We start from the raw sequence: 17,626 nt of genomic DNA on the forward strand, positions 1-17,626 counted from the left end.
TCTGGCACTCGCACGGATAGAGTGCCAATTCTACCCGATGCGCCCGGCCGCGTCCTTGAGCGACTCAGTCGGTGAGCGCCCGCACGACGGCGTCGGCAAGCAGCCGACCGCGACGGGTCAGCACGACACGCCCGCGGATCGCGGCCGCCCCGTCGATGAGCCCATCGGCGACGAGAGCGGCCACCGCGTGGCGTCCCCGCGGCTGCAGGTCGGCCACGGCCAGGCCCTCGCGGATGCGGGAGCGCAGCAGGACACGCTCGAGTTCGGCGGCCGCGGCGTCGGGCCGCTCGCGGCCCGCGGCGGGCGATTCCGCGCCCGCCAGGCGCTGGGCGTAGGCGGCGGGATGCTTGACGTTCCACCACCGCAGACCGCCGACGTGGCTGTGGGCTCCGGGGCCGAACCCCCACCAGTCCTGACCGGTCCAGTACGCCAGGTTGTGCCTGGATCGATGCGCATCGTCACGGGCCCAGTTCGACACCTCGTACCACTCGAAGCCGGCACCCCCCAGCGCGGCGTCGGCGAGCTCGTACATGTCGGCCTGCACGTCGTCGTCGGGTGCCGGCAGCTCGCCGCGGCGGATGCGGCGCGCCAACTGCGTCCCGTCTTCGACGATGAGCGCGTAGGCGGACACATGGTCGGGCTCGAGCGAGACCGCGGCGTCGAGTGACCTCCGCCAGTCGTCGAGCGACTCCCCCGGTGCGCCGTAGATGAGGTCGATGCTCACCTGCAGACCCGCGGCGCGGGCAGCCGCCACCGCGGTGCGGACGTTGTCGGGATCGTGGGTGCGGTCGAGCGTCGCCAGAACCGCAGGGACCGCTGACTGCATCCCGATCGACATGCGCGTCACCCCGGCCCGCGCGAGGCGGATCGCGACCACGTCGTCGACCGTATCGGGGTTCGCCTCGACGGTGACTTCGGCGCTGTCGGCGATGCCGAACGCGTCTGCCACGGACTCGAGCATCAGGGCCAGGTCCGAGGCGGGCAGGAGGGTGGGGGTTCCGCCGCCGAAGAACACGGTCGAGGCCGGGCGCAGCGGACCCCGGTCTGCGAGCGCGCGCCGCGCGAGGGAAACCTCGCGCACGAGCGTCCGGGCGTAGTCCTCGCGTCGGGCGCCGCGCAGTTCTGTCGCCGTGTAGGTGTTGAAGTCGCAGTACCCGCAACGCACGGTGCAGAAGGGAACGTGCAGATAGACGCCGAAGTCGGTGCGGCCGTCGATCGTCACGTCATCGGGCAGCGCTCCGTCGGGCGGAGCCGGTTCGCCCAGCGGCAGTGGTCCGCCCACGTCAGGACGGCGTCGTGTAGAGCGGCGAGACCGCGCGCAGGTAGCGCGTGAACAGTTCCTTCCGACGCCGCCGGATCAGCGCGGGAAGCATCCGGTACAGCGCGGCTGACGGCGCATCGAAGGCCCGGACGGTGAACCAGACCTCATCGGAGTCGGTCCAATCGACCATGAACGACTCCTCGCCGCTGACGACCGACCCCGCCACGGTGCCGAGGGCGTAGCCGACGCGCCGAGGCTCTTCGACGGCGAGGATGACGCGCAGCTCGGCATCGGCGCGCATCCCGGCGACGCGGCCGGCCACGCGGACCGAGGTGCCCGCGCCGACGTAGGGGGTTCCGTCCGCGTCGTACCGCAGGTCCTCGTCGACGCGGCTCGGCGCGATCGGCTTGCCTTCGGCGTCGAAGCTGACGCCCGAGTACATCGGTCCGGATGCCGGTGTGACATCGCTCAGCACGAGCCCCGCACCGCGCAGCGGAGCCCACGACAGCAGCGCGTCGGCCGCGGAGTGGAAGCGGGCCTCCCCGCTGCCGATGCGCCACGAATCTTCTGCCGGGATGCTCTTCTCCGGCGGATACTGCATGAGATCAGGCGCCTGCGTGGCGCCGACCGCCGCATAGTCGACGGTGCCGTCCTTGAAGGTGCCGCGACGCATGACCACCAGCCTACTTCGCGCCCTTGCCCTCGACGTCGCCCGAGAGGGCGGCGATGAAGGCCTCCTGCGGCACTTCGACACGGCCGACCATCTTCATGCGCTTCTTGCCTTCCTTCTGCTTCTCGAGCAGCTTGCGCTTACGGGTGATGTCACCGCCGTAGCACTTGGCGAGCACGTCCTTGCGCATCGCGCGGATGTTCTCGCGGGCGATGATGCGCGCGCCGATCGCCGCCTGGATCGGCACCTCGAACTGCTGGCGTGGAATCAGCTTTCGCAGGCGCTCGGTCATCATGGTGCCGTAGGCGTACGCCTTCTCGCGATGCACGATCGAGCTGAAGGCATCCACCTTGTCGCCCTGGAGCAGGATGTCGACCTTCACCAGGTCCGCCTCCTGCGAGCCGGCGGGCTCGTAGTCGAGACTCGCGTACCCCTGCGTCCGGGACTTCAGCTGATCGAAGAAGTCGAAGACGATCTCACCGAGCGGCACGCTGTAGCGCAGTTCGACGCGGTCCTCGGAGAGGTAGTCCATGCCGAGCAACGAGCCACGTCGCGACTGGCACAGTTCCATCACGGTGCCGACGTAGTCCTTCGGGGTGAGGATCGCCGCCTTCACGACCGGCTCCGAGACCGCGGCGACGCGCCCGTCGGGGTACTCACTGGGATTGGTCACGGTCACGAATTCGCCCGTGTCGGTGGTGACCTCGTAGATGACGCTCGGCGCCGTGGTGATGAGGTCGAGATCGAACTCGCGGGCCAGGCGCTCGGTCACGATCTCGAGGTGGAGCAGCCCGAGGAAACCGCAGCGGAAGCCGAACCCGAGGGCGACCGACGTCTCGGGCTCGTACTGCAGCGCGGCATCCGAGAGTTTCAGCTTGTCGAGCGCCTCGCGCAGGTCGGCGTAATCGCTGCCGTCGATCGGGTAGACGCCCGAGAAGACCATGGGCTTGGGGTCGGTGTATCCCGGCAGCGGATCGGATGCCGAGCGGCGGTGACCGGTGACGGTGTCGCCGACCTTGGACTGGCGCACGTCCTTCACCCCGGTGATCAAATACCCGACCTCGCCGACGCCGAGTCCCTTCGTCGGAGTCGGCTCGGGACTGGAGACACCGATCTCGAGCAGTTCGTGCGTCGCCCGCGTCGACATCATCTGGATCCGTTCGCGCGGTTGCAGCGAGCCGTCCACCATGCGGACATACGTCACCACGCCGCGGTACGAGTCGTAGACCGAGTCGAAGATCATCGCGCGCGCGGGGGCGTCGGCGTCCCCTGCCGGCGCCGGGATGTCGCGCACGATGCGGTCGAGCAGTTCCTCGACGCCCTGTCCGGTCTTGCCGCTCACGCGCAGCACATCGTCGGGATCGCCGCCGATGAGACCGGCGAGCTCCTGTGCGAACTTGTCGGGGTCGGCCGCCGGCAGATCGATCTTGTTGAGCACCGGAATGATGTGAAGGTCGTTCTCCAGTGCCAGATAGAGATTCGCGAGCGTCTGCGCCTCGATCCCCTGCGCGGCGTCGACGAGCAGAATGGCCCCCTCGCACGCCGCGAGAGAGCGCGAGACCTCGTAGGTGAAGTCGACATGGCCGGGGGTGTCGATCATGTTGAGCGCGAAAGCGGTGTCGTCGAGGGCCCACGGCATCCGCACAGCCTGCGATTTGATCGTGATGCCACGCTCGCGCTCGATGTCCATGCGGTCGAGATACTGCGCGCGCATGTCGCGATCGGCGACGACGCCCGTGATCTGCAGCATCCGATCGGCCAGCGTCGACTTCCCGTGGTCGATGTGGGCGATGATGCAGAAGTTGCGGATCTGCGCGGGTGGGGTCGCGGAGGGCTCGAGGGGCTTCAGGGCGCGCGGTGACATGTCCGCAGAAGTCTACCGGCCGGTCAGCCCCGAATCTGTGCGGACGCCCGCCGTCCCGCGCCGGCTCGACGGCCGCAGACCCTAGGCTGTGCGCATGGTGGTGCAGGTCGTGCTGGTGCACGGCATCCGCACGTCCGCGACGATGTGGCGCGCCCAGCGCGAATATCTCGCCGAACGCGGCAACCCCGTGACGGCCGTCGACCTGCCCGGGCACGGCGCGCTGCTCGGCGGGGAGTTCACGCTCGAGTCCGCGATGGCGACCATCGACGACGCCGTGCAGGATGCCGCGCGCCGAGGGCCGGTGCTGCTGGTCGGCCACTCGATGGGCGGCCTGCTCTCGATCGACTACGTCGGTGGCGAAGAGCCCCCGCCCGTCGCGGGATTCGTCGCCGCCTCGTGCACGGCCATCCCGCGCGGACTCGGCCTCGCGACGTATCGTCTGCTCGCGCGCGGCTTCGACGCACTGCCCGACCGGGGCATGTGGCTCACCGGCCGAGTGCTCGATCGGACTCTCCCCGCCGAGACCCGTGCCGACTTCGGCGCCGGCGGCTACGCGTTCGACGCGCAGGACACCGCCCTGCGCAGTCTGTCGGTGCTCGACCTGCTCACCGCGCTCGGACGCATCCGCGTGCCCCTCTGGTTCGTCAACGGTCAATACGACCAGCTGCGGGTCAACGAGAAGCTGTTCCTGCGCGTCGCACCCCACGCCGAGCTCATCGTGATCCCGCGCACCTCGCACCTCGTCACGGCGATGCGCCCCCGGGTGTTCAACGCGCTCCTCGAGGTCGCGCTCACGACCCTCGAGCGAACCTGATAAGATCGGTGTTTGGCTTGCGTGTGGGCTTCGACCCCCTCACGACCGCCGTGCGGCATCCCTCTCCTGCCACTCGGCACTCCACCGAACACTCCGAACGAAAGAACGTCGACACGTGGCGAACATCAAGTCGCAGATCAAGCGCAACAAGACCAACGAGAAGGCGCACGAGCGCAACAAGGCCGTCAAGAGCGAGCTGAGGACCGCGGTGCGCCGCACCCGCGAAGCCGTCGCCGCCGGCGACAAGGCCGCCGCAGAGAAGGCACTCACCTCGGCGACGAAGAAGCTCGACAAGGCCGTGAGCAAGGGCGTCATCCACGAGAACCAGGCCGCGAACCGCAAGTCCGCGATCGCGAAGCAGGTCGCCGCTCTCTGAGCCGCAGATGCAACGAGGCCCGTCCCCACAGGGGGCGGGCCTTCGTCGTTGCCGCCTCAGGAGCCGTAGGGAGCGCGGGTTGCGACGACGGTCACGAGTCGCTCCAACGCGAAGACGGGATCGCGGGACCCGCCTTTCACCTCTTCGTCGGCGCGGGCGGCAGCCTGGATCGCGGTGCCGAGCGCGGCCTCGTTCCAGCCGGCCAGATCGCGGCGCGCACGGTCGACCTGCCAGTCCTTGAGCCCGAGCCTGGCTGCCAGCGCCGGGCCGGGCTCGCGGCTGCCCGCCACGCGCGCCATGGTGCGCAGCTTCGACGCGACGGCGGCGACGAGCGGCACAGGGTCGGCCCCCGACGCGAGGGCATGGCGCAGCGCGATGAGCGACTCGCCGTAGCGGCCGGCGATCGCGGTGTCGGCGACGGTGAAGGCGGAGGCCTCGACGCGGCCGCCGTAGTAGCGCGCCACCACCTGCTCGGTGATGTCGCCCGGTTCGTCCGCGATGAGCTGCTGACAGGCCGCGGCCAGCTCGGTGAGATCGTCGGCGAAGGCCGAGACGAGGGCGCGAAGCGCACCCGGTGCGATCCTTCGCCGCGCGGTCGAGAACTCCCCCGCGGCGAAGTCGTAGCGGTCGGATTCGCGCTTGACGGCAGGGCACGCGATCTCGACGCCGCCTCCCGTGCCGGAGCGGATGGCATCGAGCAGCTTCTTGCCGCGCACCGACGCGCCGGTATGGCGTAGCACCACGGTGGCGGACTCCTGCGGGGCCTCGAGGTATGCGAGCGCCTCGGAGAGGAAGGCATCCGAGCACTTCTCCACGCCGCGTACGCGCACCAGGCGCGGCTCGCCGAACAATGACGGCGAAGTCCTCGCGAGCAGCGTGCCCGCTTCGTAATCGTCGGCGCGCAGGTCGGAGACCTCGAGACTGGCGTCTTCGGCCCGCAGATAGTCGCGTACACCGGCGATCGCCCGCTCCGCACACACCTCTTCGGGTCCCGATACCAGCACGATCGGCGCCGGCTGCGGGTCGCGCCACGACAGCTGGGGGATGGCGCTCCGCGAGCGGGGCGATGAGCCGCGACGAGCGCTGGGTGCCATGCGGCCAGACTACCCGCGGTCTCCGACGCGCTCACGCCAGACGACGACGCCGTCGACGGCCGGCCACAGCGCGATCGTGCCGTGCAGATCGGTGCGCGCCACGTCGGCGCCGACGGCGTCGAGCAGCGAGATCAGTTCAGCCCGCGGATGTCCGTAGGGGTTCCCGACGCCGACACTGATGAGACCGATCGGCGCACCGAGATCGTCGTAGAGCGTCGCGTCCTGGTCGGCGCTGCCGTGGTGGGCGACCTTGACGACCTCGTAGCGCGGCTGCGTCACAGAGGCGACGCGCATGGCACGCTGCGCGCTCGCCGACAGATCGCCCAGGAGCAGGATCGACGGGATACCCCCGCCGGCGAACTCGACGACGACGCTGGAGTCGTTGCCGGGGCCGAACCCCGCCGACCCTCTTCCCGGCCACAGCACGCGCCATGTGGCGTCGCCGAGCACGCCGGACATGCCCGCGCTCGCGGGGACGGCGCGCGCACCGTGTCGTTCGAGGACGCTGATCACCGCGTCATCACCCGGTCCGTGCAGCACAGTCCCCACCCGGCCCTGGACGACTTCCACGGCTCCGGCATGATCGGCGTCGAAGTGGGTGAGCACGAGCAGATCGACGCGTCCGACGCCCGCCCGCGCGAGGCACGCCTCCAGTCGCGCAGGGTCCTCCCCCGTGTCGACGAGCGCGACCCGATCGGCGGACCGCAGCAGCAGCGCATCCGCTAGCCTGATCGGTGTGACAGTCGAAACCAGACCCCGCGCAGTGCTCTACCTTCGCCTCTCCCGGAAGACCGAGGCCTCCACCTCGATTGTCCGCCAGAACGAGGAGCTCCTCGACCTCGCCGCCCGCGAGAACTGGAACGTGGTGAGCACCCTCACCGACGATGGCAAGAGCGGCGGCAAGCAACGCGACAAGGCCAAGCATGCCCTCGCCATGCTCGCCGAGGGCGACGCGTCGATCCTCGCCGTGTACGCCGTCGATCGTTGGAGCCGTATGGGCATCGGCGAGTCCGGTTCGATCATCGACGCCGTCAACGCCCATGGCGGACGCTTCGTCGCGGCGCGCGAGTCCATCGACTCAGAGAAAGACCCGGACTACTGGAAGCTCCGCCTCGCCTTCGCGCTCGACACGGCAGAAAAGGAGCGGAACAACACCATCGCGCGCGTCGCTTCGTCTCAGCGCTACCTCAAGGAGCAGGGCTACTGGGAGGGCGGACGTGTCCCCTTCGGGTACGCCCCGGCGCCGCACCCGGAGAACCCAAGCAAGCGCACGCTCGTCGTCCGCGACCGCGAGGCCGTGGTCGCCCGAGAGCTCGCTCGACGCCTGGCCCGCGGCGAGCTCCCCTCGCACCTAGCCGCAGAGCTCGCCGACCGGGGCGTACCGACGCCGACCTCGGGCTTCCGCCGCGCCGAAACGCTCACCATGGCGGAGCGCCCGATCCCCGCCGACCTCGACACCGAAGACCGCGGCCACTGGAGCACCCAGAGCATCCAGAGCATCATGACCGGCGACACCCTCCTCGGGCGCCGACACGAGTGGGCCGTCGAGCGCATCCGCGGCGCCGACGGCGTCATGCGCCAGAGGAAGACGGCCCTCCGCGTCATGCGCGACGCCGATGGCAAGCCCCGCCAGTGGTGGCCCGCCATCCTCACGCCCGCCGAGCTTGAAGCGGTCCGCCAGCACGTCAACAACCCCGACGACCGTGGCAAGTATCGTCCGCGCCTCGCCCAGCGCCAGAAGGCCACACGGCTCCTCTCTGGGCTCATCGTGTGCGACTCGTGCGGCTCCAAGCTCTACCCGGTGACCGCCCGCGACCGCCGATTCCCGAACGAGAACCGCGTCCGCGTCGCCTACCGTTGCGCGGCCAACACGACGCTCTGCCGCGAGAAGGCACACGCCGAGGCCCACACCGTCGAGGCCCACGTCGTAGCGCTCCACCTCGACACGTTCGGCGATCTCCCCGTCCTCAAGGCGACATCCGCGACCGAGGTACTCACAGCCCACGAGGCCGAGCTCGCGGACATCAGGGCCGCCATCCGCGAGGCGTCCACAATCCTCGCCGAGGAGGCCACCGCCGAGCGGTTCGAGGAGCTCCAGCGCCTCCAGCGCCACCGCGATACCCTCCAGGCATCGGCGCCTCCGGTCGCCACCGTTTACACGCCCACCGGCCTCACGCACGCGGAGGCGTGGGCCGAGGCGGAGAAGGTGGGCGACCTAGCCGCACAGCGCGAGCTCCTCGCGTGGCACTACCGAGAGATTCGCGTCTCCAAGGGCCGTACGCCCGTGCTCAAGCGCCTCACGCTCGTCGAATCTGTGGCGCGCGACCGCGGCGTCGACCTCGACGACGACGGACCCAGCCACGGCCCCGGCGACCCCGCCAAGCGCCGCAGGGGCACCGTGGGCGCTTCGGCCCGACCTCGCTAGACCTCAGCCCAGGGCGAGACACAGCGCCGCCACTAGCTGAATGAGCAGCCCGCCCAACAGCACGACCACGCCCAATACAGCGAGACGTGCCTCATGCCGGGCGGCGTCCCGTGCCTCGGCTCGTGCCCTCTCGCGCTCGGTCTCGAACTGCCGTGCCATCCTGGCGACTTCATCCCCGAGCTTGTCCCCGAGCTGATCAAGGCGCTTGTAGACGTCGTCGAGCTCGCCGCGGAGGCTTTCGAGTTGATCCTCTGTTGACTCGCCGACCTTGGTGGCGCGCCCGTATGCGTGCGCGTGAGTCCTCCATGCGACCGATGCGTGCCCGGTGTTCGGCCCGTCGCGCTCGCCCGTGAGTAGCGAGAATCCCTCACCGACCTTGCGCCAGGTCCGCCACAGCCCTACCGCCGTGAGGGTGAGTCCGACGCCCTCGACGAATATCCCGACCACCGCAAGCCACTGCATGCACGAGAGGGTAGCGCCTAGGCGCCGGGGGCAGGGCGCTGGCCCCCGTCGGCGCCGGGTGGGGGCCGGTGCGCCCTCCAGGGTGCAGATACGCGTCACGATTCACGGAACGCGTCCCTTCTCCATTCCCACCTCTAGACGACTCTCTCTCAAGGGGGGAATGGAGAAGGGAGGGAAGAACGAGAACGTGACGCGTATCTGCACCCCAGAGGTCGCCGCCCCGTCCCTCAGAGGGGGCCGCCGCCCGCCCCACGCGCCTCTGCGACGCCCCTCGCGCGCCCTACATCACCCGTGAGCAGGATGGCCGCCTCTACTGGAAAGAGGAAGCTTCATGCGTTCCCTGCCCATTGAGCAGAGTGGCCCCCGTTGGCCGCCACTTTCACTAGCTCACCTCGCCGACCGTGCCCACCTCCGTGAGCACCGTGGCGCTCTATAGGGTTACCAGAACCAAACCCCCCCGCCGACCGGGCGCGCTTGCTGCTCAGCAGAGTGAGCACCCCCGCCCCCCAATGGCGCTCTTTCTCCTCGGCCCCCTCTTCGCCCGCCCTCGTCGGCGGGCGCTTCACTTCGGCCTTCGTCCGTGACAACGCCTCCCGAAAGGAGCACCCCATGACGACCTACTCCCTCGTGTGCGACTCATGCGGGCGCAACTTCGACGCCGCCCGCCCCGACGCCGTGACATGCGGCCCGACGTGCCGCCAGCGGCGCTACCGGGAAGGCCTCGCCGCCAACGTCGTTAAGGCCGCCACCGAGCTTCTCCACCGGCAGACACGCACGGTCATCGCCTTCACGTCGACCGACGACGACCTCGAACGCGCCCGCCTCCGGCGCGAGCTCGACGCCATCGCCGCCGAGGCCGCCGACCGCTGGCCCGCCGCCGCGTAGCCCCCACAGACCCGCGTTTACACGCACATCCTCGCCCGACCTGAGCCATCGGCGCGAGCTTCCCGAGTGGCCCGCCCCTGTAGTCCAGTCCAGGGCGCCGGGCCGCTCGGCGACCCCTCCCGCTCCCTTCTCCCGCGGACTGGACCGCCACCCGCTCACCCGGCGCGCACGACTGGAATCATGACAGAGCTCCCCGAGGCCATCCGCCTCTACGCCCGCCCGCGCACTGACCTCAGCGCCCGCACGACCGTCACCACGAGGACGCTCTACGACCCCGCCGCCGAGTGGCACCACGACTTCCGCGTCCCCAGCCCCGCGCACGTCGCCAAGCACCTCATCGCCCGCCACCTCGACGACATCGGCCCCGCTCTCCGCGGCGACGTCGGCATGGTCATCCGGCGCGACGGCGAGCTCGTCGAGCTCACCCGCTCCGAGCTCCACACCCTCACCGTCGACCTTCTCGACGCCATGCCCAGCCATGTCAGCGGCCTCCGCGAGCTCGCCCGCGCCGATGTCTACCGCGGCCTCCACGCCTTCCTCCGCCTCGTCGACGACGAGGAGCGCGACGCCTTCATCAACGCTGTCGTCGCCGCCGTCCCCACGGCGCTCAAGCGACTCCCCACTGTCAAGCCCACCACCGCACCACGCCCCGCGCCCAAGACCGCCGCCGAGCGCCAAGAGGCCTACCGCGTCCGCCGCGCCCAGCACGAGCGCGAGACGGTCGAGGCCTTCCTCACGTGGGCCGTGGAGACGCACGGCACCGAGGACGCCGTCTCACGGGCCGAGCTCCTCAACGACTTCGCCGAGTGGCTCGACGCCCCCCTCGGCGACCGCGAGAAGGCCGTCGCCAAGCACACCGAGGCCCGCGAGAAGCATGACGACGAGCTCGGGCTATTCGAGCTCCACCTCATGCGCTACCGCGAAGAGGTCGAGCACGGCGAGGGCTTCACACCGATCAAGCCCGAGAAGCCCAAGCCTCCCGCCAACCCCTGGCCCGCCATCGCGGCGGAGAAGGGCCACCCCCTCAACGTCGTTGAGGTCGGCCCCCGCCGCGCCCTCGCGCTCTTCCGCGAGCTCGGCGTCGTCGAGCTCAGCCGCAAGGGCGAACGTTTCCACCGCATCCCCGACCCGTCACCCCGAGAGGACATCCGCATGCACGAGGCCCCCGAGACGATCCACGCCCGGGCCGCCGCCATCCGCGACGAGGCCACCGCCCTCGCCGACCGCAACACCGAGCACGAGCGCGAGCTCGACCTATTCGCCCGGCGTCTGGAGCTCCTCCAGGCCCGCGACCTCGTCGGCGCCCTCACCCTCCAGGCCGAGACACTCCCGGCTCCCGAGGGCGGCCTCATAGAGGCCGCCGACCGCTTCACCCGAAGGGCCGCCTAGGGCTGGCCGCGGTCGCGCGCCGACAGGATCAGCGCGACGGCCCCGATGACTGCGAGAGCGGCGGCGGCGAACACGAAGCCAACAGCGAGCGCCGGTAGTCCTGCGAAGAGCGCAACCCCAGCTAGCACGACGGCGACCGCCACGAGCACGACCGCGCCCACCTGTCTCCAGTTCTCCATACGGCCACCATAGGCCCCGGGCGCCCCCACGGGCGCCCCCAGCCTCCCCGCCCCAGCGTCGCGGCGGGGGCCGCCAGCACGCCGCCCCAGGCCTTTCGTGCGTCGTGTTGGCACCTGGCCCGCCGCCGTCCCGTGACTGTGGCGGCGGGCCACTCCCGGGTTCCTCTGGCCCGGTCACCCCCATCCGAAAGGGCATCACATGACCCGCCCCCTTGACCTCCTCGACGCGCACACGCGGCGTCAACTGGAGCACGCTCTCGCCGAGTGTCCGCGCCCCCATGGCCCTCGGCGCTCCACGCTCGACGCCGCCGCCGAGGACATCCTCCGCACCCGCGCCCGCGACCCCGAGGAGCTCAAGCTCCCCGCCGCCGTCTGGCGCTAGGGCCTCCCGGCCCCGCGGGCTCCGGCCCGCACGCCGCTTCTCTCTTGGGAGCGGCCCCTCCGATGAACGGAACCCCCATGACCAACCCCACCCCCGTCCGCCTCCCCGTCGGCACCTCCACTGGTTCGCGCGTCGTCCCCGAGTGGCTCGACGCCAAGAGCTCCAAGATCAAGGCCGCCCGCAAGGCCTCCGCCAAGGCCACCACCGACGCGGCGACAGCCCGCCAGGCCGTCACCGACGCCAAGGCCGCTCTCGGTGCCGTCTCCAAGATCACCCACGAGGCAGGCTCGCCCGTCTACGCGCCCGCCCCGTCGTCGACAACAGAGGAGCACGATGCCGCCCGCATCGCGGTCACCGACGCCGAGCGCGCCTACCGTGCCGCCACCCTCGCGGCGTCCCGCGCGCTCGACGCCTTCCACCGCACGGCCTCCCGCGAGGCTCGCGAGAACGCGGCCGTCGGCGAGGCCGTCGAGGCCCGCTTCGCCGAGGTCGACGTCGCGACCGCCGCCGCTTTCGCTCACGCCAGGGAGCTCCTCGCGGAGCGCGACGAGCTAGACAAGATGCTCGGCGTCGCGAGCGTCAAGGTGCACGGCATCCGCTCCATCCTCGACGCCGCCAAGCCCGGCACCCTCGTCCGCTGGCGCAAGCTCGCCGAGGGCCACTTCGACAGCGCCTCCGTCCTCCGCGAGGCGGCGGCGTACTTCTCCACCGTCAACGCCCGGGAGGTGTCCGCATGACTCTCGCCGACATCATCGACGAGGCTCTCGCCACCGTTCCCGAGCTCCCCGAGAGCGTCGACGCCCTCAAGGGCAAGGCGCTCACCCGCGTCCAGCGTCACGCCACCCACAAGGGCATCGGCGACCGCGAGGCACTCGCAGAGCTCCGCCTCCTCGACATGACCCGCACGCAGAAGGCGACCGCCGACTCCGCGCTCGACGACCTCGTCGCCGACATCACGGGAGGCCGCCGATGACCGCCTCTTCCTGCTCGCTCGCCGAGCTCCTCGGCCACCCCGAGCCCAAGGCCCGCCCCGCATGGGCGCGCATTGTCGGCGGCATCCTCGGCGTCGGCGTCATCGGCCTCGTGGCCGCGCTCATCGCGTGGGGCATCGTCGGCGCCGTCGTCGGCATCGCGGGGCTCCTCTCGTGAGGGCCGCAGAGCTCACCGTGAGCGTCCCGCCCGACCTGGCGCCGCGCATCATCCTCCAGCCCATCCGCCTCGTCCTCACGCGTCCCGTGACCGACGAGGACCGGGACACATGGGCCGACGCCTACGCCGCCCGCTACCCCCGCGAGTACCGCGCAGACGCGCTCCGCGCGGCCCGCCATGTGCTCGCCGGGGTCGACGTGAGCGACACGGGCCATCCCCGCATCGCCCCCGTCGGCGTCGACCCGGCGCCCAAGGGAGCGTTCCGGTAATCCGCCGCACTTGGCTCCCGCGCAGCGCGGAGCCAGGTGCGGCAGGTTGCGACTACGGATCCGCTCCCGTGGATGGGGCTATCGACCGCGCAATCGCCGTACTTCCTTGCGCTCTGCGAGCCAGGCACGATATCTGTCGGCCCACCGGCGATAGCTTCTCCACGGCCTGGGATGTGTGCCGGAGTAGCGAATCGCTAGTCTTCGCTTCTCTCGCGCGCTCACCTCGCCGAAGGCCGACCCAATCCGAAGGATGAACGGCCGCAACATGTCTGGCGCCGAATCGCTGTTCGGAGTCACGATGTCATGCCGCGAGGAGTCAGCCGGAGTAACCAAGTCTCCGAACCGTGGCCCCCAAGCGTTGCCACGCTCCCACGGCCACATCACATCCGCCCAATCAACAAGCTCGTCGGGTCGCGCAAGCGTCCAACTCACAGGCGAACCGGTTTCGTCGACCCCTGCCCCTAGTACCGTCCTCTCACTGACTTGGAAGATCAAGGTGCCATCTGTGGGATGCAGTCTCGGCACCCCAAGCTTCTCCGCGAGCACATGCGGGGACCACCACCCCGCGTAGAACTCGACTGCCGCCCAGAAAGCGACCTCCTCTTCTCCACGCTGAAAGAGGTCCAACGCCTCCGCTGTCAGGTCGTCGTAGCGGTCGCGGACCTGTGCGAAGCCCTGCGCCCCATGACTGACGTATCCCGCGTCCATGACGCCGTCGCGGATCGCTCGAAGACATAGTGCCTCCGCCTGCCCCATGAGAGAGACGATCTTCCAACGACGGAGCCGTCGTTGGCGAACCGTGGCGAGCACCCATCTCACGCCTTCGGCGACGATCCAGAGCAATACGCCTACCGCGAGCGGGGCCCAGAAGAACTCGATCAGGCCGACGGGAACATCACCCTGACGCTCGCCTGGCGACAGCGACGCGATGAGAGTCAACACTCCTGCTCCATCATCGCGCCGAGCTCATCCCAGTCGTACTCATCCGACTTCTCAACCCACACGCGATGTCCCCGTGCATCACGTCGCGGTACGTAGTCGGCACCGCGCATCGCGTCGGACAAGCGTCCGCCATCCTCTCCGAACACGGCGCGGAGCCGGTCCGCATGCCAACAAGGGCGCCTTCTGATCGCACGCACCAGGACATCACTCGGATCGGAGTCACCCGAGTCGCGCCAGTCCTCGTACACCCGGCGCGTCTCTCGATTCACTACGGATTCGTACCCATCCCGAGTCCGGCCCGTGATCGAGAGGATTCCTTCTAGTGTGAGTCCGAGACTCAACAGGGTCCAGATGGCGTCCACGAGGATGTGCCCGTCGCCTCCGAGCCCCCATGCGATGCCGATCTTCGAATCGCGCGATCCGAAGAATCGCTCGGCCTCCGCTACGGGCATATCAGGGTCGATCGACATGAGCGGAAGATCAGGCTCATCAAGCCTGATCTTCCACCAACCAATGAACCAGTCGTCGACTCCCGGATAGGCAACCTCGAACGATCGGCGCCACGCATCAGAAAACTTCTCCCCCGGGTATTCCGCCTCCACCTCCAGGACCGCGGGCATATCGTCAGCGAACGGCCCGCTCAGGATCGGCGATACGTCGAAAACGAGCATGTGCACGATGCTGGCTGAGCGCGAGGTGAGTCGTCAACAGGCGAGTCGCGCCGCCGCCGCGGGCCGCAAGTAGTCACCCGGGCGGGCGGGCCGTGCATCACGCACGCGCTCGCTCGTTCTAGGCGAAGATTCCGCGCCACTGGTAGATGTCGATAGCGTCCTGCCATGACGGCCCGCCGTTGCCGCGGCCCATCGGTTCGCCACTCTCCGCGTCGTACAGCCAGACGGCATACCGGTTGGCGGACGGACCTTCGTAGTAGTCCCTGAACTCCAGCTTGACCCGGCGCCCACCTGAGAGCGTGCCGGTGACCTCCCACGCTCGGTAGGTCTCATCGCCCTCCTGGTCACGGGAGAACTCGACCAACTCCTTGTCGTGGTAGCTCACGAGAGCGAGCTCGTGGTTGATCTTCTCGACCAGCGCGTCAACATCCATTCGGCATCCTCCGGTTCTCGACCCCAAGCTAGCGTCACGAGCCCTCGAACCACACCCCATGACGAGTAAGCAAGAAACTGCGCGAGACACGGGCGCCGCCGCCCGCAAGCCGCGCCCCTCCCAGCGGGCCGAGCCCGAGGCGCATCCCGCGTTCCGCTGAGCTCGTCGGCGATCCCGGTTTCAACTTGGGGGGTCATCGCCCTCCCCGGTGGCGGATAGCGTCTCCTTCCGCGCGCGAGTCTCAGCCTTTCGGAGCGCGCATCACCGCCATCCCCCCTCACCCTCGTCAACCCCAGGAGGTAACCCCATGCCCGGACGTGGCCCCCTTCCCAGCGCCCAGCGCCAACGCGACCGCGATAACCGCCGCCGTGCCTCCGACACCGCCCACGTCACCGACGACGGCGAGCTCCGCGGCCCGGACTTCCCCCACGACGTCATCCCGACGCCGCACCCGGCGACGGTCGCATGGTGGACCACCTGGCGCCGCGCTCCTCAGGCGCAACTCTTCCTCTCGACCGACTGGCAAGTCCTCCGCCGAGCCGCCCGCCTGCAAGAGGACGTGATGACCTCGGCCAAGGTCAGCGCCGCCGCCGTCTCCGAACTCCGCCTCATCGAGGAGCGCCTCGGCGCCACGTACGCCGACCGCCTCCGAGCCCGCATCACGGTCGACACGGCGCCCGCCCTCGCCCCGGTCACCGAGCTCCCCGGCGCAGGCATCGCCGCCCGCCTCGCGGCCTCTCGCGCCGCGCAGGCCGCCGACGAGCTCGACGCCCCCGACGACACCGAACCGCCCTTCTAGGAGGCCCTCATGCCCGCGCACCCCGACCCCGTCGAGCTCGCCGCCCGCATCCGAGCCGCTCTCGCCCCGGCGCCCATCCCTGTCGTCGTCGGCGGCGTATCGTGCCACCTCGTGCCACGACTCACCAACTCCCCCGAGGCCCTCTCGCGCCTCCACGAGTCGCCCTCGACGTGGGCGCGCCTCTCCCTCGTCGGCGGCCCCGCCGAGCTCGACGACGACGAGGCCCGCGACCTCCTCGTCGAGCACTCCGACGCACTCCTCCGCCAGCCCGACCCGCTCACCGTGCGCCTCGGCGACAACGAGCTCAGCATCCTCGGCGCTGTCGCTCGCTCCGAGCGGCACCTCGCCACGCTGGAGGCCTCGGGCCCGGTCGCATGGGCGCGCGCGGTCACCGACCGCCGCCTCCGCGTCGGCGAGGCTCGCGCCCTTGTCCTCGCCGTCGTCGAGGCCGCCGAGGCCCGCGCCGCATGACGCTCACCGACCGCGCACACGATGCCCGCTAGGGCCACCCCGCCCCCGAAAGGACTTCCGCATGGCCGCCCCCGTATGGTTCAACCTCCCCCTGGCCGCCTGGCGCATCGCACTCCGCGACGCCCGGGCGCCGTGGGTCGCGACCCGCTACGCCGTCGCCGAGGTCGACGTGCCCACCGTCGGCACCGTCTCCGTCCCGATCCCCGCGAGCGGCGAGCTCACCCCGCAGATGGCGCACGACGCCGCCCGCTTCATCGCGGGTTACTACTCGGTCACCTCGCGCCGTCAGTACGTCTACCGCGCGGCGCTCCATGCCCTCAAGCCCTACACCCCCGGCATCTGGGCACCGCCCGCACTCACCACCTGACCCACGCCCCCGCGCTCCTCACCGAGCTCGGGGGCCTTTTCGTCGTACCTCGGCGCTACGCTCCGCCCATGGACCCCGCGCGCCTCGTCATCACATTCCTCATTGCCGCCGCCTTCGCCCTGCCTTTCTACGGCGCCTTGCGTGCATACTGCCACGCCCGCAGGGTGATCGCGCAAGCTGACGCTCGCGCCGTGCGCTTCGTCGAGTTGAACGATGAGCGCCGCGCCGCCGAGCGCGCCGTCGACCCCGAACCCGCCGACACCCGCGCCGAGAGACTCGCCGCCGTCCGATCCCAATACCGCGCCCTTGAGGACGCCGAGGGCTTCCCGTCGACGAGCATCAACAACATCGGCCTCGATGGCTACGTCGCGGCGTCCCACGCCGTGCGCGACATCTTCGACGGCAACCGTGCCAACGCCGTCATCATTGCCATCGGCCTCGCGTGCGGCGCCGCCGCCGCCCTCTGGGCGCTGTACCTCCCCGCCGCGGGGGTCTAGGAATCACGCCGAACACGCCGCCTGCGCTTCGGCGCCGCCGCGGTCCAGGCCTCTTCGAGCCTCACGATGAACGGCCAGAGCGTCGCCGCCTCGCCCGGGGAGGTGACCGCCAGCGCGCGCCCATGGTCGCCGACGGCGTCATACAGCGCGTGGAGCTCCTCCAGCGTCATCCTCACCGTGACCGTGCGCCGCTCGTGTGCCATGCCGCGAGGCTAGCGACCCCGTCC

Annotated in this window: 25 protein-coding genes; 14 read left to right on the plus strand and 11 right to left on the minus strand. The window is 70.2% G+C overall.

The features are described 5' to 3' along the window. Positions 1 to 64: 64 nt before the first annotated feature. The 3 genes from hemW to lepA are packed head-to-tail and all read right to left on the minus strand — an operon-like array spanning position 65 to position 3,795. A complete protein-coding gene (hemW, locus tag ABD663_RS02655; protein ID WP_344736299.1) occupies positions 65 to 1,282 on the minus strand; it encodes a radical SAM family heme chaperone HemW in 1,218 nt (405 codons plus the stop codon). A 1-nt stretch (position 1,283) separates the two neighbouring features. Next, positions 1,284 to 1,934, minus strand: a complete 651-nt coding sequence (locus ABD663_RS02660) for a DUF1990 domain-containing protein (RefSeq protein ID WP_344736300.1) — start codon at positions 1,932 to 1,934, stop codon at positions 1,284 to 1,286. 10 nt (positions 1,935 to 1,944) lie between these two features. Then, positions 1,945 to 3,795, minus strand: coding sequence for a translation elongation factor 4 (gene lepA / locus ABD663_RS02665; protein ID WP_344736301.1), 1,851 nt, complete (start codon positions 3,793 to 3,795; stop codon positions 1,945 to 1,947). Between the two features lie 94 nt (positions 3,796 to 3,889). On the opposite strand from lepA, the gene ABD663_RS02670 reads away from it, so the two are divergent. Both ABD663_RS02670 and rpsT read left to right on the plus strand, forming a co-directional pair. After that, positions 3,890 to 4,609: an alpha/beta fold hydrolase gene (locus ABD663_RS02670; RefSeq protein ID WP_344736303.1), complete on the plus strand. Its 720-nt coding sequence runs from the start codon at positions 3,890 to 3,892 to the stop codon at positions 4,607 to 4,609. 115 nt (positions 4,610 to 4,724) lie between these two features. Next, on the plus strand, positions 4,725 to 4,985 hold the full coding sequence (gene rpsT / locus ABD663_RS02675) for a 30S ribosomal protein S20 (RefSeq protein ID WP_344736304.1): 261 nt from the start codon (positions 4,725 to 4,727) through the stop codon (positions 4,983 to 4,985). 56 nt (positions 4,986 to 5,041) lie between these two features. Here rpsT and holA read toward each other — a convergent pair whose 3' ends face one another. Next, positions 5,042 to 6,079 carry a DNA polymerase III subunit delta gene (gene holA, locus ABD663_RS02680; protein WP_344736305.1) on the minus strand — a complete coding sequence of 346 codons (1,038 nt, stop codon included), beginning with the start codon at positions 6,077 to 6,079 and terminating at the stop codon, positions 5,042 to 5,044. A 9-nt stretch (positions 6,080 to 6,088) separates the two neighbouring features. Beyond that, on the minus strand, positions 6,089 to 6,832 hold the full coding sequence (locus ABD663_RS02685; protein WP_344736915.1) for a ComEC/Rec2 family competence protein: 744 nt from the start codon (positions 6,830 to 6,832) through the stop codon (positions 6,089 to 6,091). Here ABD663_RS02685 and ABD663_RS02690 point away from each other — a divergent pair. Then, a complete protein-coding gene (locus ABD663_RS02690) occupies positions 6,816 to 8,504 on the plus strand; it encodes a recombinase family protein (protein WP_344736306.1) in 1,689 nt (562 codons plus the stop codon). The genes ABD663_RS02685 and ABD663_RS02690 overlap by 17 nt on opposite strands. A gap of 3 nt (positions 8,505 to 8,507) precedes the next feature. Here the strand turns inward: ABD663_RS02690 and ABD663_RS02695 are convergent, their stop codons facing one another. Further along, the gene (locus ABD663_RS02695) at positions 8,508 to 8,966 is read right to left on the minus strand and encodes a hypothetical protein (protein WP_344736307.1); all 459 of its coding nucleotides are present in this window, start codon (positions 8,964 to 8,966) and stop codon (positions 8,508 to 8,510) included. 609 nt (positions 8,967 to 9,575) lie between these two features. On the opposite strand from ABD663_RS02695, the gene ABD663_RS02700 reads away from it, so the two are divergent. Together ABD663_RS02700 and ABD663_RS02705 are read left to right on the plus strand one after the other, a co-directional pair. Further along, positions 9,576 to 9,851: an FmdB family zinc ribbon protein gene (locus tag ABD663_RS02700; protein WP_344736308.1), complete on the plus strand. Its 276-nt coding sequence runs from the start codon at positions 9,576 to 9,578 to the stop codon at positions 9,849 to 9,851. A gap of 180 nt (positions 9,852 to 10,031) precedes the next feature. Next, positions 10,032 to 11,240, plus strand: a complete 1,209-nt coding sequence (locus ABD663_RS02705; RefSeq protein WP_344736309.1) for a hypothetical protein — start codon at positions 10,032 to 10,034, stop codon at positions 11,238 to 11,240. Here the strand turns inward: ABD663_RS02705 and ABD663_RS02710 are convergent. After that, the gene (locus ABD663_RS02710) at positions 11,237 to 11,419 is read right to left on the minus strand and encodes a hypothetical protein (protein ID WP_344736310.1); all 183 of its coding nucleotides are present in this window, start codon (positions 11,417 to 11,419) and stop codon (positions 11,237 to 11,239) included. The genes ABD663_RS02705 and ABD663_RS02710 overlap by 4 nt on opposite strands. A 199-nt stretch (positions 11,420 to 11,618) precedes the next feature. On the opposite strand from ABD663_RS02710, the gene ABD663_RS02715 reads away from it, so the two are divergent. The 5 genes from ABD663_RS02715 to ABD663_RS02735 all read left to right on the plus strand — a co-directional run bounded on the left by ABD663_RS02715 (position 11,619) and on the right by ABD663_RS02735 (position 13,219). Next, positions 11,619 to 11,801 (plus strand): hypothetical protein, encoded by a 183-nt coding sequence (locus ABD663_RS02715; protein WP_344736311.1) that lies wholly within the window; start codon positions 11,619 to 11,621, stop codon positions 11,799 to 11,801. 77 nt (positions 11,802 to 11,878) lie between these two features. Continuing rightward, on the plus strand, positions 11,879 to 12,538 hold the full coding sequence (locus tag ABD663_RS02720) for a hypothetical protein (RefSeq protein WP_344736312.1): 660 nt from the start codon (positions 11,879 to 11,881) through the stop codon (positions 12,536 to 12,538). Beyond that, a complete protein-coding gene (locus ABD663_RS02725; protein ID WP_344736313.1) occupies positions 12,535 to 12,774 on the plus strand; it encodes a hypothetical protein in 240 nt (79 codons plus the stop codon). The genes ABD663_RS02720 and ABD663_RS02725 overlap by 4 nt, the downstream gene beginning before the upstream one ends. Continuing rightward, positions 12,771 to 12,950: a hypothetical protein gene (locus tag ABD663_RS02730; RefSeq protein WP_344736314.1), complete on the plus strand. Its 180-nt coding sequence runs from the start codon at positions 12,771 to 12,773 to the stop codon at positions 12,948 to 12,950. Before ABD663_RS02725 ends, ABD663_RS02730 begins: the two co-directional genes overlap by 4 nt. Beyond that, on the plus strand, positions 12,947 to 13,219 hold the full coding sequence (locus ABD663_RS02735; protein ID WP_344736315.1) for a hypothetical protein: 273 nt from the start codon (positions 12,947 to 12,949) through the stop codon (positions 13,217 to 13,219). The genes ABD663_RS02730 and ABD663_RS02735 overlap by 4 nt, the downstream gene beginning before the upstream one ends. A 78-nt stretch (positions 13,220 to 13,297) precedes the next feature. On the opposite strand, the gene ABD663_RS02740 is transcribed toward ABD663_RS02735, so the two are convergent. The 3 genes from ABD663_RS02740 to ABD663_RS02750 all read right to left on the minus strand — a co-directional run bounded on the left by ABD663_RS02740 (position 13,298) and on the right by ABD663_RS02750 (position 15,265). Then, the gene (locus tag ABD663_RS02740; protein ID WP_344736316.1) at positions 13,298 to 14,161 is read right to left on the minus strand and encodes a hypothetical protein; all 864 of its coding nucleotides are present in this window, start codon (positions 14,159 to 14,161) and stop codon (positions 13,298 to 13,300) included. Continuing rightward, positions 14,155 to 14,832, minus strand: coding sequence for a hypothetical protein (locus ABD663_RS02745; protein WP_344736317.1), 678 nt, complete (start codon positions 14,830 to 14,832; stop codon positions 14,155 to 14,157). The genes ABD663_RS02740 and ABD663_RS02745 overlap by 7 nt, the downstream gene beginning before the upstream one ends. A 118-nt stretch (positions 14,833 to 14,950) precedes the next feature. Beyond that, a complete protein-coding gene (locus tag ABD663_RS02750) occupies positions 14,951 to 15,265 on the minus strand; it encodes a hypothetical protein (RefSeq protein ID WP_344736318.1) in 315 nt (104 codons plus the stop codon). Between the two features lie 307 nt (positions 15,266 to 15,572). Here ABD663_RS02750 and ABD663_RS02755 point away from each other — a divergent pair, with 307 nt between their 5' ends. The 4 genes from ABD663_RS02755 to ABD663_RS02770 all read left to right on the plus strand — a co-directional run bounded on the left by ABD663_RS02755 (position 15,573) and on the right by ABD663_RS02770 (position 17,399). Further along, positions 15,573 to 16,064: a phage terminase small subunit gene (locus ABD663_RS02755; RefSeq protein WP_344736319.1), complete on the plus strand. Its 492-nt coding sequence runs from the start codon at positions 15,573 to 15,575 to the stop codon at positions 16,062 to 16,064. Between the two features lie 9 nt (positions 16,065 to 16,073). Then, positions 16,074 to 16,535 carry a hypothetical protein gene (locus tag ABD663_RS02760; protein WP_344736320.1) on the plus strand — a complete coding sequence of 154 codons (462 nt, stop codon included), beginning with the start codon at positions 16,074 to 16,076 and terminating at the stop codon, positions 16,533 to 16,535. Positions 16,536 to 16,596: 61 nt separating this feature from the next. Further along, positions 16,597 to 16,902 (plus strand): hypothetical protein, encoded by a 306-nt coding sequence (locus tag ABD663_RS02765; RefSeq protein ID WP_344736321.1) that lies wholly within the window; start codon positions 16,597 to 16,599, stop codon positions 16,900 to 16,902. A gap of 68 nt (positions 16,903 to 16,970) precedes the next feature. Beyond that, entirely contained in the window at positions 16,971 to 17,399 is a 429-nt protein-coding gene (locus ABD663_RS02770) for a hypothetical protein (protein WP_344736322.1), read from the plus strand. On the opposite strand, the gene ABD663_RS02775 is transcribed toward ABD663_RS02770, so the two are convergent. Next, complete coding sequence (locus ABD663_RS02775) at positions 17,396 to 17,602, minus strand: hypothetical protein (RefSeq protein WP_344736323.1); 207 nt, start codon at positions 17,600 to 17,602, stop codon at positions 17,396 to 17,398. The genes ABD663_RS02770 and ABD663_RS02775 overlap by 4 nt on opposite strands. Between the last annotated feature and the right edge of the window lie 24 nt (positions 17,603 to 17,626).

It is taken from the genome of Microbacterium awajiense (genome assembly GCF_039536545.1).
Taxonomy (GTDB): Bacteria; Actinomycetota; Actinomycetes; order Actinomycetales; family Microbacteriaceae; genus Microbacterium; species Microbacterium awajiense.

What these genes read in the sequence shown, in the direction of transcription:
- ABD663_RS02710 (WP_344736310.1), bottom strand. Translation starts at nt 11,419, where the DNA reads ATGGAGAACTGGAGACAGGTGGGCGCGGTCGTGCTCGTGGCGGTCGCC.
- ABD663_RS02715 (WP_344736311.1), top strand. Translation starts at nt 11,619, where the DNA reads ATGACCCGCCCCCTTGACCTCCTCGACGCGCACACGCGGCGTCAACTG.
- ABD663_RS02730 (WP_344736314.1), top strand. Translation starts at nt 12,771, where the DNA reads ATGACCGCCTCTTCCTGCTCGCTCGCCGAGCTCCTCGGCCACCCCGAG.
- ABD663_RS02770 (WP_344736322.1), top strand. Translation starts at nt 16,971, where the DNA reads ATGGACCCCGCGCGCCTCGTCATCACATTCCTCATTGCCGCCGCCTTC.
- ABD663_RS02750 (WP_344736318.1), bottom strand. Translation starts at nt 15,265, where the DNA reads ATGGATGTTGACGCGCTGGTCGAGAAGATCAACCACGAGCTCGCTCTC.
- ABD663_RS02775 (WP_344736323.1), bottom strand. Translation starts at nt 17,602, where the DNA reads ATGGCACACGAGCGGCGCACGGTCACGGTGAGGATGACGCTGGAGGAG.
- ABD663_RS02695 (WP_344736307.1), bottom strand. Translation starts at nt 8,966, where the DNA reads ATGCAGTGGCTTGCGGTGGTCGGGATATTCGTCGAGGGCGTCGGACTC.
- ABD663_RS02755 (WP_344736319.1), top strand. Translation starts at nt 15,573, where the DNA reads ATGCCCGGACGTGGCCCCCTTCCCAGCGCCCAGCGCCAACGCGACCGC.
- ABD663_RS02725 (WP_344736313.1), top strand. Translation starts at nt 12,535, where the DNA reads ATGACTCTCGCCGACATCATCGACGAGGCTCTCGCCACCGTTCCCGAG.
- ABD663_RS02745 (WP_344736317.1), bottom strand. Translation starts at nt 14,832, where the DNA reads ATGCTCGTTTTCGACGTATCGCCGATCCTGAGCGGGCCGTTCGCTGAC.
- ABD663_RS02760 (WP_344736320.1), top strand. Translation starts at nt 16,074, where the DNA reads ATGCCCGCGCACCCCGACCCCGTCGAGCTCGCCGCCCGCATCCGAGCC.
- ABD663_RS02705 (WP_344736309.1), top strand. Translation starts at nt 10,032, where the DNA reads ATGACAGAGCTCCCCGAGGCCATCCGCCTCTACGCCCGCCCGCGCACT.
- lepA (WP_344736301.1), bottom strand. Translation starts at nt 3,795, where the DNA reads ATGTCACCGCGCGCCCTGAAGCCCCTCGAGCCCTCCGCGACCCCACCC.
- ABD663_RS02720 (WP_344736312.1), top strand. Translation starts at nt 11,879, where the DNA reads ATGACCAACCCCACCCCCGTCCGCCTCCCCGTCGGCACCTCCACTGGT.
- ABD663_RS02670 (WP_344736303.1), top strand. Translation starts at nt 3,890, where the DNA reads ATGGTGGTGCAGGTCGTGCTGGTGCACGGCATCCGCACGTCCGCGACG.
- ABD663_RS02660 (WP_344736300.1), bottom strand. Translation starts at nt 1,934, where the DNA reads ATGCGTCGCGGCACCTTCAAGGACGGCACCGTCGACTATGCGGCGGTC.
- ABD663_RS02700 (WP_344736308.1), top strand. Translation starts at nt 9,576, where the DNA reads ATGACGACCTACTCCCTCGTGTGCGACTCATGCGGGCGCAACTTCGAC.
- ABD663_RS02765 (WP_344736321.1), top strand. Translation starts at nt 16,597, where the DNA reads ATGGCCGCCCCCGTATGGTTCAACCTCCCCCTGGCCGCCTGGCGCATC.
- holA (WP_344736305.1), bottom strand. Translation starts at nt 6,079, where the DNA reads ATGGCACCCAGCGCTCGTCGCGGCTCATCGCCCCGCTCGCGGAGCGCC.